Origin of the sequence: Vibrio echinoideorum (assembly GCF_024347455.1) — a bacterium.
Taxonomy (GTDB): Bacteria; Pseudomonadota; Gammaproteobacteria; order Enterobacterales; family Vibrionaceae; genus Vibrio; species Vibrio echinoideorum.
The window spans coordinates 2327854-2342054 of record NZ_AP025483.1; the positions used below are offsets into that span (position 1 = coordinate 2327854).

The 14201-nt window shown below is 43.5% G+C and carries 14 protein-coding genes; 2 read left to right on the forward strand and 12 right to left on the reverse strand.

Going from position 1 to position 14201, the window contains the following annotated elements:
• Positions 1-6 precede the first annotated feature (6 nt).
• From OCV36_RS10510 to OCV36_RS10550, 9 genes are all read right to left on the reverse strand, one after another.
• Positions 7-279 carry a LapA family protein gene (locus OCV36_RS10510; RefSeq protein WP_102551568.1) on the reverse strand — a complete coding sequence of 91 codons (273 nt, stop codon included), beginning with the start codon at positions 277-279 and terminating at the stop codon, positions 7-9.
• Between the two features lie 129 nt (positions 280-408).
• On the reverse strand, positions 409-693 hold the full coding sequence (ihfB, locus tag OCV36_RS10515; RefSeq protein WP_017073307.1) for an integration host factor subunit beta: 285 nt from the start codon (positions 691-693) through the stop codon (positions 409-411).
• 100 nt (positions 694-793) lie between these two features.
• Positions 794-2464, reverse strand: coding sequence for a 30S ribosomal protein S1 (gene rpsA, locus OCV36_RS10520; protein ID WP_017073306.1), 1671 nt, complete (start codon positions 2462-2464; stop codon positions 794-796).
• 106 nt (positions 2465-2570) lie between these two features.
• Complete coding sequence (gene cmk, locus OCV36_RS10525; RefSeq protein ID WP_017073305.1) at positions 2571-3251, reverse strand: (d)CMP kinase; 681 nt, start codon at positions 3249-3251, stop codon at positions 2571-2573.
• Between the two features lie 259 nt (positions 3252-3510).
• On the reverse strand, positions 3511-4257 hold the full coding sequence (gene kdsB / locus OCV36_RS10530) for a 3-deoxy-manno-octulosonate cytidylyltransferase (protein ID WP_017073304.1): 747 nt from the start codon (positions 4255-4257) through the stop codon (positions 3511-3513).
• Positions 4257-4436: a Trm112 family protein gene (locus OCV36_RS10535; RefSeq protein ID WP_004736429.1), complete on the reverse strand. Its 180-nt coding sequence runs from the start codon at positions 4434-4436 to the stop codon at positions 4257-4259. The genes kdsB and OCV36_RS10535 overlap by 1 nt, the downstream gene beginning before the upstream one ends.
• On the reverse strand, positions 4417-5424 hold the full coding sequence (gene lpxK / locus OCV36_RS10540; RefSeq protein WP_135456620.1) for a tetraacyldisaccharide 4'-kinase: 1008 nt from the start codon (positions 5422-5424) through the stop codon (positions 4417-4419). The genes OCV36_RS10535 and lpxK overlap by 20 nt, the downstream gene beginning before the upstream one ends.
• Before the next feature lie 15 nt (positions 5425-5439).
• Positions 5440-7188, reverse strand: a complete 1749-nt coding sequence (gene msbA / locus OCV36_RS10545) for a lipid A ABC transporter ATP-binding protein/permease MsbA (RefSeq protein WP_135456622.1) — start codon at positions 7186-7188, stop codon at positions 5440-5442.
• 31 nt (positions 7189-7219) lie between these two features.
• Positions 7220-9331: a DNA internalization-related competence protein ComEC/Rec2 gene (locus tag OCV36_RS10550; RefSeq protein WP_390903443.1), complete on the reverse strand. Its 2112-nt coding sequence runs from the start codon at positions 9329-9331 to the stop codon at positions 7220-7222.
• 215 nt (positions 9332-9546) lie between these two features.
• On the opposite strand from OCV36_RS10550, the gene OCV36_RS10555 reads away from it, so the two are divergent.
• Positions 9547-10059: a DUF2062 domain-containing protein gene (locus tag OCV36_RS10555; protein ID WP_010439904.1), complete on the forward strand. Its 513-nt coding sequence runs from the start codon at positions 9547-9549 to the stop codon at positions 10057-10059.
• Between the two features lie 206 nt (positions 10060-10265).
• Here the strand turns inward: OCV36_RS10555 and lolE are convergent, their stop codons facing one another.
• The 3 genes from lolE to lolC are packed head-to-tail and all read right to left on the reverse strand — an operon-like array spanning position 10266 to position 13404.
• Complete coding sequence (gene lolE / locus OCV36_RS10560; protein ID WP_102551560.1) at positions 10266-11510, reverse strand: lipoprotein-releasing ABC transporter permease subunit LolE; 1245 nt, start codon at positions 11508-11510, stop codon at positions 10266-10268.
• A complete protein-coding gene (gene lolD / locus OCV36_RS10565; RefSeq protein ID WP_017073299.1) occupies positions 11511-12203 on the reverse strand; it encodes a lipoprotein-releasing ABC transporter ATP-binding protein LolD in 693 nt (230 codons plus the stop codon).
• Complete coding sequence (lolC, locus tag OCV36_RS10570; protein WP_135456626.1) at positions 12196-13404, reverse strand: lipoprotein-releasing ABC transporter permease subunit LolC; 1209 nt, start codon at positions 13402-13404, stop codon at positions 12196-12198. The genes lolD and lolC overlap by 8 nt, the downstream gene beginning before the upstream one ends.
• A 227-nt stretch (positions 13405-13631) precedes the next feature.
• Between lolC and OCV36_RS10575 the strand changes: the two genes are divergently transcribed.
• Positions 13632-14201 (forward strand): PilZ domain-containing protein, encoded by a 570-nt coding sequence (locus OCV36_RS10575; protein ID WP_102551558.1) that lies wholly within the window; start codon positions 13632-13634, stop codon positions 14199-14201.

Sequence of the window (14201 nt, forward strand, 5' to 3'; positions counted from 1 at the left end):
AGACCTTTAAGCTTTGGTATCAGCAGCTACCTGCTTTGATTGCTTATTGAGTTGTTTATTCAAGCGATGAATTTTAAGTTGAGATCGCATGTGCATATTGCCGAAGACTAACCAAGCAAGAGCAAAGCCTGAAACAAACACAACACCCAGTAGGCTTGATAGGTGGAAGTCACCTTGCGCTAGCAGATAGTTAAAGTTCACAGTCGTTTGGTTTTGAGAGCCTAAGGCCAGTGCAATTAGGAAAAGTGCGATAACGGCGACTATTTTTATAATTTTCATAGTTCATCACTCATTGGTTAGTTAGCTGTACGATTATGCAGGAAAATTACTAATCAGACCACCATATTATGGTCATAAAAAAGCGGCATACTACAATGTATGCCGCTTTTCTTAATTCCGATAAGTAGTCTACAGCCCTGAGTTTACTCGCTCGCGTAGCTCTTTACCTGGTTTAAAGTGAGGAACGTATTTGCCTTCCAACTCAACCTTGTCACCAGTTTTAGGGTTACGTCCAACACGAGGTTCACGGAAGTGCAGAGAAAAACTGCCAAAGCCGCGAATTTCGATTCGATCACCACTTTCTAGTGTTGAAGCCATGTGCTCTAAAATGTCTTTTACAGCGTCTTCAATTTCTTTTGCAGAAAGATGCGTTTGCTCAGCGCACAGTCTTTCAATCAATTCAGACTTAGTCATAGTTACCCTCGTTGGTTTTCTTTTTAGAAATTATAGACCTATCGGAAAAATAAGCAAAAAAAAAGGAGCCTTACGGCTCCTTTCTTAGCGAAAAATTAAATTATTCGCCTTTAGCAGCTTTGAATGCGTCTGCCATTGCGTTACCGAACCCGCCGTCTTCAGACTTGTTCAGTGAAGCCATTGCTTCTTGCTCATCAGCTTCATCTTTAGCTTTGATAGATAGGTTGATTACGCGGTTCTTACGGTCTACACCAGTGAACTTCGCTTCAACGCTGTCGCCAACGCTTAGGATTAGAGATGCATCTTCGATACGGTCGCGAGAAACTTCAGAAGCGCGGATGTAACCTTCAACGCCTTCGATTAGCTCGATAGTAGCGCCTTTCGCGTCAACTGCAGTAACAGTACCGTTTACAAGAACACCTTTCTTGTTATCAGCAACGTATGCATTGAACGGGTCGTTTTCCATTTGCTTAACGCCAAGAGAAATACGCTCACGCTCTGCATCTACTGCTAGAACAACAGCAGAGATTTCGTCGCCTTTCTTGTATTCACGTACAGCTTCTTCGCCGGCAGCGTTCCAAGAAATGTCAGATAGGTGTACTAGACCGTCGATACCGCCTTCTAGACCGATGAAGATACCAAAGTCAGTGATAGACTTGATCTTACCAGTAACTTTGTCGCCCTTAGCTTGCATTTCTGCAAATGACTGCCATGGGTTAGCTTTACACTGTTTCAGACCTAGAGAGATACGACGACGTTCTTCGTCGATATCAAGAACCATAACCTCAACTTCGTCGCCAACATTAACAACTTTAGAAGGGTGGATGTTCTTGTTAGTCCAATCCATTTCAGAAACGTGTACTAGACCTTCAACGCCTTCTTCGATTTCAACGAAGCAGCCGTAGTCAGTTAGGTTTGTAACACGACCAGAAAGTTTGTGACCTTCAGGGTAACGCTTAGCGATTGCTACCCATGGATCTTCGCCTAGTTGCTTAAGACCTAGTGAAACACGAGTGCGCTCACGATCGAACTTAAGAACTTTAACTAGGATTTCGTCACCAACGTTAACGATCTCTGATGGGTGCTTAACACGCTTCCAAGCCATATCTGTGATATGTAGAAGACCGTCAACACCGCCAAGATCAACGAATGCACCGTAGTCAGTAAGGTTCTTAACGATACCTTTAACTTCAGTACCTTCTTGTAGAGTTTCAAGAAGTTCGTCACGCTCAACACTGTTTTCAGATTCGATAACAGCACGACGAGAAACAACAACGTTGTTACGCTTCTGGTCTAGCTTGATTACTTTGAACTCTAGCTCTTTGTTTTCTAGGTGAGCAGTGTCACGGATAGGACGTACGTCTACTAGAGAACCTGGAAGGAAAGCACGGATACCGTTAAGTTCAACAGTGAAACCGCCTTTAACTTTACCGTTGATGATACCAACAACAGTTTCAGCTTCTTCGCAAGCTTTCTCAAGTACGATCCAAGCTTCATGACGCTTAGCTTTCTCACGAGAAAGTTGAGTCTCACCGAAACCATCTTCAACAGCGTCTAGAGCTACGTCTACTTCAGCACCAACTTCAACTTCAAGTTCGCCAGCAGCGTTCTTGAATTGTTCAGCAGGGATAGCAGATTCAGACTTAAGACCAGCATCTACAAGAACGAAACCGTTCTCAATAGCTACTACAGTACCTTTAACGATGCTGCCTTGTTGGAATTCAGTTTCAGATAGAAACTCTTCAAAGAGTTGAGCAAAAGATTCAGTCATTATTTAATCTTCAATAATTAAACGTCCATGGGTATCCTACCGCATGGGGTTGATAAATTCGCCGGTCATCATCCTTGCGACCAACGCTCGTACTAGCTCGGCGAAATTACCCAGCCAGTTTCGATTCAATATAGTGTAGTGCTTTTTCTACTACCTGCTCAATATTCATTGAGGTGGAATCAAGCACTAGAGCATCCTCTGCAGGGCGAAGTGGCGCCACTGGGCGATTACGATCTCTGTCGTCTCGCTCTTGGATCTCGCTCAAAAGGTCGTCAAATTTAACATCTAACCCCTTCTGTTGCAACTGTTTAAGGCGGCGGCTCGCACGCTCTTCAGCACTTGCATCTAAAAATATTTTTGCTTCAGCTTCAGGAAACACAACCGTTCCCATATCACGGCCGTCAGCAACTAAACCTGGAGCTGTGCTGAATGCGCGTTGACGACGAAGTAGTGCTTCACGAACACGAGGTAAAGCTGCAACTTTCGAAGCCGCCATGCCTGTTTCTTCTTTACGAAGTTCACTAGACACATCTTCACCCTCAAGGATAACTTTAACTAAGTCGCCTTCAGCAATAAACTGAACGTCCAAGTGGGTAGCAAGCAGTACTAAAGCATCTTCTGATTCAGTATCAACACCGTGGTGAATTGCTGCTAAAGCCAGTACGCGATAGATCGCTCCTGAGTCTAGAAGATGAAAACCTAGCTTATCTGCTAGCAACATACACAGGGTACCTTTACCTGCACCACTTGGTCCATCAACCGTAATCACTGGGCTTTGAGAAGGCATCTTTTACTCCACGTTTTGTCGTAAGTTTTATTCTGTACTAGCGATTAGCCACTACTTTATAGGCGGCATATTATAAAGAAAAATTGAAACTCGAGCGAGGTAAATCTCAGATAATTCAAACTTGGTGATACATAGATGAATGCAACCGACTCAATATCAATCATCTTAAGTCAATAAGACTCTCACCTGCTTTTATAGACACAAAAAAGCCTCATAATAAACGAGGCTTAAAGATCTTGTAGAGGTAACTGAGACAAGCTTAGCCAATAATGGCACGAACCGCTTCTAAGTCTTCTGGAGTATCAACGCCTGCAGCAGGAGCTTCCATAGCGACGTCTACATGGATTTTTTCACCATACCACAACACTCGTAACTGCTCTAAACACTCAATACGTTCTAAAGTGCTCGGTTCCCAATTAATGTAAGTATTAATAAAACCAGCTCGGTAAGCGTAGATGCCAATGTGACGCAGTAAAGGAGACTCAGCGGCAGTACCGTTGTTAGCGTAAGCATCACGATCCCAAGGGATCGTTGCACGACTAAAATACAGAGCGTAGCCGTCTTTATCGGTCACAACTTTAACAGCATTAGGATTAAACACTTCATCAGCATGAGTGATTTCCACACCCAATGTTGCCATTGGTGCTGTGCTGTTCGCGAGGTTATTTGCCACCTGATTAATGATTGAAGGCGGAATAAGTGGCTCGTCCCCCTGAACATTCACGATAATATGGTCATCAGGAATGTTCATCGCTTTAATCACTTCAGCTAGACGTTCGGTACCGGACTCATGATTCGGTGATGTCATACAAACGGTCGCGCCAAATGCTTTAGCCGCTTTTTCAACTCGAGCGTCGTCGGTCGCGATAATAACCTTATCTGCACCCGCCTTCATTGATTGCTCATATACCCATTGAATCATCGGCTTTCCACCAATATCAGCAAGAGGCTTACCTGGTAGGCGGCTCGATTGGTATCTTGCAGGTATAACAACCGTATAAGACATTACTTACCCTCGTCCATTGAAACAGTGCGAGCTTCAGGTTCTAAGAGAACAGGAATACCCTCTTTAATTGGGTAAGCAAGGCGGTCAATTTTACAAACAAGCTCTTGCTTATCCTTGTCAAAAGTTAGTTTACCTTTGCATACAGGGCAAGCAACGATCTCAAGTAGACGGTGATCCATAGTATTCCATAACCTCTTTTATTCTTTTTAAAATTTGCTGTTGCGAATATTCATCAAACTGCGTGGAAACAGGAAGATACCACCAGTTATCTTGAGCATATTCTTCGCATTTTACAGCGTCTTTTTCTGTCATAATCATATTCATACCTTTGTTTGCTAAGGCATGAAGTTCATCTTTATCAAAATCTTGATGGTCGGCAAAGCCTTGTGTAAAAATCACATCACCATCAAGATCTTCCAATGTTTTAAAAAAGCGTGGCGGATGACCAATACCAGCAAAGGCCACGAGCTTCTGCAAATCTGTTACCGACACTTTCTGGCCAGTCTTTAGGTTAACTGCTTTGCTCGGTAGCAAAGACATTGAGAACTCTCGCCCTTGTGCTTTACCACCATTGTTGACCAAAAAATCCACACTATCCAAACGAGATACAGGTTCTCTCAATGGACCCAAAGGAATAAGACTCTCATTACCAAAGCGTCTAACACCGTCAATAACGGCAAACTCAATATCGCGTTCAAGGGCATAATGCTGAAGACCATCATCAGTAATAATGACATCAACGCCTTCTTTCAGTAAAGCCTTCACCGCATTTGCTCGTACAGGATCGACCGCGACAGGCGCACCAGTCCGTTTGCGAATCAAACGAGGCTCATCACCTGAATGCTCAGCTGGTGTATTTTCGTCCAACACTAATGGGTAGCTTGGTGCTTTCGCTCCGTAGCCTCGAGAAACGACTCCGGGCTTAAAACCATGAGCTTGAAGCATTTCAACTAACCAAATCACGACAGGCGTTTTTCCATTGCCTCCAGCTGTTATGTTACCAACAACAATCACAGGCATAGGTGGACGATAGGTCTCTTTTTTACCGGATAGATAGGCGTCACGTCTTTGACCGCTGATCATTTTGAAAAGCAGACTCAATGGCCACAGCAGCGGCCAAAGAAGGTATTTTAACGGATGATTGTTAAACCAAATCTTTTCGATCACAACAAAGACCTAATCTTATCCGCTGAACTGAATTCGGTGGAGTTGTGCATAAGCGCCATCATGCGCGATTAGCTCCGCGTGTGCACCTCTTTCTACAATACGACCATCATCAACCACTAAGATCTCATCAGCCTGTTCGATGGTCGACAATCGGTGAGCAATAACCAATACCGTTTTGTCTTTTTGCAGCTCTTCAAGTGCAGACTGAATCGCTCGTTCAGATTCCGTATCTAATGCCGATGTGGCTTCATCAAGAATCAACACTGGTGCCTCTCTTAACAACGCTCTTGCAATAGCGATACGTTGCCTTTGGCCGCCAGATAGACTTGCCCCATTCTCACCAACAATCGTATCAATGCCGTTTTCCATGCCTTCGATAAATTCAGTAGCATGAGCAAGCTTAGCCGCGTGTTCGATTTGTTCGCGAGAATATTTAGCTTCTGCTGCGTAAGCAATGTTGTTGGCTACCGTATCGTTAAACAGGTGTACATTTTGAGAAACAAGCGCAAAGTGCTCACGTAGATTTCTCAATTCGTAATCACGAATATCGTGTCCATCCAGTTCGATAGAACCAGAATCCACGTCATAAAAACGAGTAAACAGATTAGCAATCGTACTCTTACCTGAACCTGAACGACCAACAAGGGCAACAGTTTTACCTTTCGGTATATTAAAACTGACCTTATCAAGCGCTGGTTTCTCAGCACCTTGGTAAGTAAATGTCACATCTTTTACCGCAACTTCACCATTTACGGTTTCAGGTTTCAGCGTACCCTTGTTTTGCTCAGTATCTAAGTCCATTAAACCAAATAGAGTGGTACTCGCCGCCATACCTCGTTGGAATTCCGACGTTACATTGGTTAACGCTTTTAGTGGACGTAGTAAGCCAAACATGGCCGAGAATACAACCGTAAATGTACCTGCCGTTAGCTCTGCTTTAATCGATTCAACACTGGCGAGATAAAGAACAACAACAATCGCGATAGAGGCAATCATCTGAATAATCGGGTTTGCAGCCGCTTGAGCCGTTACCAACTTCATGCTCTGTTGGCGCATCTGATTACTGACAGTATCAAAACGACCTCTTTCTAAGTCTTGACCACCGTAAGTTAGCACCACCTTATGGCCTTTCAGCATTTGTTCTGCCGAAGAAGCAACATGACCCATGCTGGTTTGCATGTTTTTAGAGATTTTTCTGAATCGCTTAGATACGATACTGATTGCCCACGCAACAAAAGGGGCGACAGCAAATAGCACCAAAGACAACTGCCAGCTATTCCAGAACATCAGCGTCAACAAGCCAATGATGCTAGCACCTTCACGCACAATACTGACCAAAGCCTTACTGGTTGCTGCAGAAACTTGTTCTGAATCGTAAGTAATGCGAGAGAGTAATGCACCAGTTTGCTCTTTATCAAAGAAAGATACCGGCATGTGCATAAAGTGACTGAATATTTTACGACGAATCTCCATCACCACGTTGCCAGAGACCCAACTCAAGCAGTAGGTTGAGACGAAGCCACTCACACCACGGATGAACATCATGGCAAAGATAATAATAGGGAGAGTGCGTAAAAAATCAGACTCAGCGTTACCAAAGCCTTCATCAAGTAAAGGCTTTAGTAAAGAAATCATATAGGTATCAGAGACGGCATTTATAATAAGCGCAATTACCGCAACACCAAGGCCTGCCTTATACAGTCGAATATAAGTCCAAAGTCTTTTAAATGTGACCCAAGTGGTTTCATCTGTTTCTGTTGACATAGAATCGCTTAATTTTCTCACAATAATCTATCTATTCTACTCCCTTACGAAGCATCTGCCTATACCACTGCCTCCCCTGATGTTCTCTAATCGTATGATATTTCCAACCTTCCTTACTGGTAGTGATGGTTATTTGCCCGCTTTCACCCGTATCTAGCCACGTACTTCCGGCTTCTCGATAACGTTCTACTACAGACTGGCTTGGCATACCCCACTGGTTTCCTTTAGACAATGAAGCGATAGCCAACTGTGAAGAAACAGCCTCGATAAATCGAGCAATAGAAGAGGTTGAGCTACCATGATGAGGAACCAACATTACATCACTTTTGAGTCGCGTAGCTTCGCGTGCAAGTAACCACTCACTGACTAATTCAATATCTCCGGTAAGAAGCATCGAAAGCTCAGTGCTTGGCTCATAGATGCGGACAACACATGAATGAGGGTTATATGCTCTCTCAACACTTTGAGGGGGCCACAAGACCTCAAATTCGACATCTTGCCAGTACCAAGACTCTCCAATCACACAAGCTTGATCATTAAACGTAGACGGACTATTGAGTGAGACTGGCGGTTTAAGTCTTTGGCTAGCGCGTATCCATTTAGGGTTATAGTGAGAAAGCAATGCCTGATATCCACCTGCATGGTCAGAATCGAAATGACTGACAATCACCCCATCAAGTTCCTTTATTCCCCTTCTTTCTATCGTAGGTATCAATAGCGACTCAACCACAGACCCGCCCGGCCAAGCATTACCAAGATCATAAACAACAATCCGGTTATTTTTTTGAAGAACAACCGACAAACCATGTCCAACATCCAAGATATCGACTCTCAATACGTCTTGTTTCAACTTGCCAAATTCCCACCACAAAACAAATACAGCACTAGCGAAAAACAGCATTTTGCGATGGAAGTAATGACGTAAAAGACCCAATAGAAAAATGAAAAACACAAACAAGGCAGCGAGTTCATCATCAACCGTGATCCAAAAGCGTTCAGAGAAAGGCAGAGCCAAAACAACGGGCGTAAGCGATAAATCCACCAGAGTCCACAAATAACCAACGATATTGTTCTCTGCCCAGATGGATTCAAATATTAAGCTGATAAACATCGCTAAGAACAACAAAGGAATCGTCACTATCGAAATCCAAGGTAGCAAAAAAAAGTTGTATAACACCGAGACCAAACTAACCCCCTGAAAGAACAGCATTGAAAAAGGAGCCAGTAACAACGTCAGCATTAACTGGATTTTGAATAGCTTGAAGAGTTTTGTGACTAGAGGGCTTTTGTAAGAAGAAAGATGAGTATTAGAAGCAATATAAAGAACGGCTGCTAACGCTCCAAATGAGAGCCAGAAGCTACTCGAAAGTACCGAAAATGGCCAAATTAACAACACGACACAAAGACTCAAGACCACATATCGAATCAAGCTGATATTTTGACCTCGCCACAAGAAATAGCTCGCGATAACACACATCACTAGCGCTCTTAATGTCGGTAACGTAAACCCTGCAAACCAACTGTAGAAATACGCCAACCCTAGCCCAAATAATGTCGGTAACCAAAGGAGTCTAGGTGATAGCAATCTGACTAACTTCCCCAATTGATAACCTATTCCAAAGGCGATACCAATATGCAGCCCCGAAATAGCCATCAAGTGAATAAGGCCACTACTTTTGAGCAAATCCCATCGCTGAGTGTCTATAAGGTCACGATAACCAAAACTCAAAGCAATAATGAGGTCGGCATTCACCAGCCGACTTAGCCTTTTTAGGCTGCTTTCGAACCACAGAGAACGCAAATTCGTACTAGAGTGAATTCTATACTTAGTGTCAGCCCTGTAAGTTGCGTTAGCAACAATGCCTGCACTAAACAGGTGCTTTTCCAAATCAAAGCCCACTTCATTTAATTTGCCCAAAACGGGTTTTATTGAAGTTGATAAGTAGACACTGTCTCCAAGCGTTAACTTGAAAGGTGTAAATAGTCTCAGTTTTATCAATTGAGGAAAGATTATTTTTTCACCGCCAATTGATCTAGCTACTATTACACTTTCAAAACCATGGCTATTTTCACTAAAAAGGCTAACAACTGACGCATTTATGGTAGTATTCTGCCCTGATTGAAATAATCGACTTGTCTGCATTTCAATCATATTTCCTAGGCAGATAACCAGTATCAATGCTGTTACTGAACCTCTTCCACTCCGGAAAACGCTATACTTTGTTGATGCTAGAAGTAATAACAGCATCAATGGTGCCCAAACCCAATGTGGCATCACAGGCCAAAAGCTGGCTGACACAACTGTCGCAGCGAATGAAATCAAGAACCAAGTGTTAAACAAGAGAGTAGCTTCCTCCTATGCCAAGAAAGTTTATCAAACGATTTATGCCTGACCATGAGCTCATCAAGCGTCAGAAAGCATTGAAAGTTTTTGGCAATGTTTTGTACAACCCCAATCTATGGTGCCTTAATCGTCGCTCTGCGGCTGGTGCGTTCGCTGTTGGGTTATTCATGGCGTTTGTCCCTCTACCAAGTCAAATGATTATGTCCGCAGGCCTTGCTGTTGCATGTGGTGTAAATCTGCCACTGGCTGTTGCACTCGTTTGGATAAGCAACCCAGTCACCATGCCAGTGCTCTTCTACTTTGCTTATAAAGTCGGAGCTTTTGTTATGCATGTGCCACCTCAAGCATTTCATTTCGAACTGTCATGGGACTTCATCTTGGCGCAAATGAGTACGATAGGACCTCCATTCCTATTAGGTTGTCTAATTTGTGGCGTGGTTTCAGCGATGATTGGCTATTTTGGTATTCGCGGTTTATGGCGCTACTCAGTAGTAAGAAGCTGGAAGAAACGACAAGCAAGGTATTGAATCTATACTCGTCTACTCGTTATTTTAAACGGACAACAGTAAAAATCAGACGAGTCATAGGCCTGTGCAAGATTGGTATGTAACCAAAGTCGTAAAAAATGCAGTTTGAATTCAATAAAAAAGGATCCCATCAGGGATCCTTTTTTTGTATCTATCGAAGCGCGACTTATTTTTTGTTAAAAGTTAATACAATTAATAACAAATCGCTATTTAGAGCTAAGCACCGAGGCTGGATTTAACTTCGCCGCTCGTGATGCTGGATACCATGTAGCCAGTAGACTTAAAACAATCGCCGTACCTGAAACTACAACGACATCCATCATGTCGAGCTGTGATGGCAAGAAGTCGACAAAGTAGATGTCGCCCGATAAGAACTGATGGTCGATCAGCTTTTCAAGTCCTTTGATAATAGTCGTTAGATTGAGTGCCACTAAGACACCTATCGCACTGCCAATTAAACTTCCTAGTACGCCCGAAAATACACCCTGCCAAACAAAGATACGCTTCACAAGACCGTCCGATGCGCCCATGGTTCTTAAAATGGCGATCTCAGAGGCTCTGTCTTTTACTGCCATCATCAGCGTTGAGACAATGTTGAAACAAGCCACGCCAATAACCAATACCATGACTAGATACATGATAGTGCGAACCAATTGAATATCACGATATAAGAAACCAAACTTCTGTTGCCAGCTGCGCAGGTAGACATAAACATCAAGCTGATTACCCACTTCACGCACAATGGAGTTCGCGTTCAAAACATCGGTGACTTTCAAAGAAACCCCAGTAACACCCTCACCTAAGTTGGCATAAACTTGGGCATCACCAAGAGGGATTAAAGCTAAGCTATGATCTATCTGACCGTTAAGCGTCAACAAACCGACCACTTTAACGCGTACACGCTTCGGTGCTTGCACCTTCACTGAACCATTAACTGTGGGAATCATCAAAGTCAGATAGTCACCGACTTTCGCGCCAAGCACATTCGCCACACCAGAACCCAGAATGATCTGTTGTTGCCCCGCTTTAAATTCACTCCAAGCTTGTTTGTCTATGAAACTAGAAAGGCTAGATACCTGCTTCTCAAGTTGAGGATCAACGCCTCTGACTTCAATCGCTTTTAACTCTTTGCCCTTTTCAGCAAGCGCAGTAATTTTAACATAAGGCGCAGCCGCGACGACTTTGTCATTTTTCACCGATTGCTCAATCACATGCTCCCAGCGAGTAACTGGCTCATTCACTCCCTCGAATTCACCATGTGGGATAACAGAAAGCACTCGTGACTGCAGTTCACGCTCAAAGCCATTCATGGCAGATAAGCCAATGATGATCACAGCCACACCAACTGCAATACCAATCGTCGATGACAAAGAGATAAACGACACCATCTTGTCTCGTTGTTTTGCTCGGCTAAATCGGCCGCCAATCAATAAGGATAAAGAAGAAAACACTTAGCTCTCCTCTTTTTCTACGTTGACCAACAATCCGTCTTGCATGTGCAATTGACGATCCATCTTGCCTGCAAGTTCCCCATCATGAGTGACGACCAAAAAGGCAGTGTCGTATTCACGGTTCAACTCACGCATTAAGTCATAAATAGACAGTGCCGTGTTGTGGTCAAGGTTACCGGTTGGCTCATCGGCCAGCACTAACGCCGGTTTGTTAACCAACGCGCGAGCAATCGCCACACGCTGCCTCTCACCACCAGAAAGCTCTGAAGGTCGGTGGTCAACACGATGACTCAATCCAACTTTATCCAACAGGCGTTGCGCTTCTTCTTTTGCTTTAGCTGGCTTTTCACCACCAATAAGCAAAGGCATCGCCACGTTTTCTAACGCTGAAAAGTCTGAAAGAAGATGATGAAATTGATAAACAAACCCAAGATGTTGGTTGCGAAGCTTCGCTTGTTTATTCGAGCTCAAAGACGCTAAATCTTGGTCGAGAAAGCTCACACTTCCCGCTGAAGCATCATCTAGAGCACCTAAGATATGAAGTAAGGTACTTTTACCAGAACCAGAGGTACCAATGATTGCAACCAGCTCACCTTTATCGATTTCGAAGCTGACTCCCTTGAGCACCTCTGTATCTAACGAGCCTTCACGGTACGTTTTACGGATATCATTACATTGAAGAAAATTACTCATAACGAAGGGCCTCAGCAGGTTTCACAGACGATGCACGATAAGAAGGGAACACAGTGGCAATCAAGCTAAGTGCAATAGCCAGAACCACAACAACGGCGATTTGAATTGGGTTAATTAAAATTGGCAGTTGCCCACCAAACGAGAACAGAGCAACGCCCATCGCTTCTAAAATAGTATTGAGATTCATGGCTAAAATAATGCCTAATACGCCACCAGATAAAGCACCAATCACGCCGCTACTTGCTCCTTGGACCATGAAGATCCCCATAACTTGACCATCGGTCATGCCTTGGGTTTTAAGAATCGCAACCTCAGATTGCTTCTCCATCACTACCATAATCAACGCTGAGATAATATTGAAAGCAGCAACACCGATGATCAACCCAAGCATCAAACCCATCATGTTTTTTTCCATGCGAACGGCTTGAAATAGCTCACCGCGTTGGTCACGCCAGTCGCTCCATACCCAACCTTCAGGCAGAGGCTGGTTTGATAATTCTGCCACTTCAAATGGGTCATCAAAAAACAGTCGCCAACCTGAAATCGTGTCAGACTTGTAACGCATCAAACGCCCGGCATCTTGGATATCTGTCACCATCAATTGAGCATCGATATCAGATCCCGTATTGAAGATACCCGCTACTGTGAAGTTTCGTTGGCTTGGAATACGTCCTAGAGGTGTGTATTGACTAGCACTGGTCACCATTAAACGAACTTTGTCACCCATTGATACTTTCAAGTTTCTCGCCAAAGTATGACCGAGAAACAACTGATATTGCCCTGCTTTCAGTGAAGACAATCTGCCCGCAATTAAGTGGTTTTGAAGTGGGTCGTCCGAATTAGGTTCGATGCCAATCAATAGGCCTGCAGACAGTTGAGCCGGACTTTGAATCACTGCCTCACTACGCACAATCGGTTCAACGTGACCATTAAGAGACATTTGTTCTGCAAAGCTTGGGGCTTGTTCAGAAAGAGAGGTTGTTCCTCCGTGCTCATAAACCACAGCTTGAGGAAGAACACCAAGAATTCGGTCTTTTAACTGCGCTTCGAATCCATTCATTACCGATAAAACAGTAATCAAAGACAGTACGCCAATGGTGATGCCTGCCGTCGACATGTAAGAAACAAAACGGCTAAAGCGATCACCTGAACGGCCTTTCAAATAACGCAGGCCAACAAACATTGAAATAGGATGAAACATACTTTGAACCATCAAAAAGGGATGCGGGTTAATGTAACGGGTATTGTTGTTACTGTGTAGGGGGTAATTGAAAATATAGAGTGAATTAACTCAATTAGTTAGGCTTGAAAAACAGAACCTTGTTAAATTGCGAGATTTCAAACAACTATTTGAGACTTTCAATTAACTGACCTTGATTACTGCGGCCACATAGCGATAATCAATAGATCACTTCAAGGAACTAACGCATGACAGAACAAGAGTTTTTCACCGTTCACCACAGCCTTACCGCTAATATAGAACCAATGGAAAGTAACTTCACTTTACCCTCTCAAATTCAATTTGAATCCGAGATCCCTGCCCCGTTTGTTGTGGCAAGTGAATTTAGCCAATTGGATCTATTGGCCGACAGTGCTCGCAACGAACTGAAAAACAGCGACTTGAAGAATGTCATTAGTTTATTGGATGCACAAAACTCTAAATTAAACCTCTTGTTGAGCTTTATGTTGTCGCAACAAGATGATGAGCAATTTCGTACCCACACCTACTCATTTGGTGCGAGTCAATTTTCCTGTTTTTCAAAAACAGACATAGAGCTGGGCCGCTTAGTAAAAGCCAAGCTTTTTATCGAGCACCCTGCCGCTGCTATTTATTGCTATGCGGAAGTTTTCGCTAGCGAGCCTAAAGATTCAGGCTTCGAAATCAAATTTAAATATGCTCATCTTCGTGATACTGACCAAGATTTGTTAATCAAGGCAGCCCTTCATCAACAACAAAAGCTCTTACGTCAACGCTCTTTAGAACGAGATAACAAGTAA

Excerpts from the sequence above, each read along its gene's own strand:
- OCV36_RS10510 (WP_102551568.1), bottom strand. The coding sequence starts at position 279 with ATGAAAATTATAAAAATAGTCGCCGTTATCGCACTTTTCCTAATTGCA.
- ihfB (WP_017073307.1), bottom strand. The coding sequence starts at position 693 with ATGACTAAGTCTGAATTGATTGAAAGACTGTGCGCTGAGCAAACGCAT.
- rpsA (WP_017073306.1), bottom strand. The coding sequence starts at position 2,464 with ATGACTGAATCTTTTGCTCAACTCTTTGAAGAGTTTCTATCTGAAACT.
- cmk (WP_017073305.1), bottom strand. The coding sequence starts at position 3,251 with ATGCCTTCTCAAAGCCCAGTGATTACGGTTGATGGACCAAGTGGTGCA.
- kdsB (WP_017073304.1), bottom strand. The coding sequence starts at position 4,257 with ATGTCTTATACGGTTGTTATACCTGCAAGATACCAATCGAGCCGCCTA.
- OCV36_RS10535 (WP_004736429.1), bottom strand. The coding sequence starts at position 4,436 with ATGGATCACCGTCTACTTGAGATCGTTGCTTGCCCTGTATGCAAAGGT.
- msbA (WP_135456622.1), bottom strand. The coding sequence starts at position 7,188 with ATGTCAACAGAAACAGATGAAACCACTTGGGTCACATTTAAAAGACTT.
- OCV36_RS10550 (WP_390903443.1), bottom strand. The coding sequence starts at position 9,331 with ATGCAGACAAGTCGATTATTTCAATCAGGGCAGAATACTACCATAAAT.
- OCV36_RS10555 (WP_010439904.1), top strand. The coding sequence starts at position 9,547 with ATGCCAAGAAAGTTTATCAAACGATTTATGCCTGACCATGAGCTCATC.
- lolD (WP_017073299.1), bottom strand. The coding sequence starts at position 12,203 with ATGAGTAATTTTCTTCAATGTAATGATATCCGTAAAACGTACCGTGAA.
- lolC (WP_135456626.1), bottom strand. The coding sequence starts at position 13,404 with ATGTTTCATCCTATTTCAATGTTTGTTGGCCTGCGTTATTTGAAAGGC.
- OCV36_RS10575 (WP_102551558.1), top strand. The coding sequence starts at position 13,632 with ATGACAGAACAAGAGTTTTTCACCGTTCACCACAGCCTTACCGCTAAT.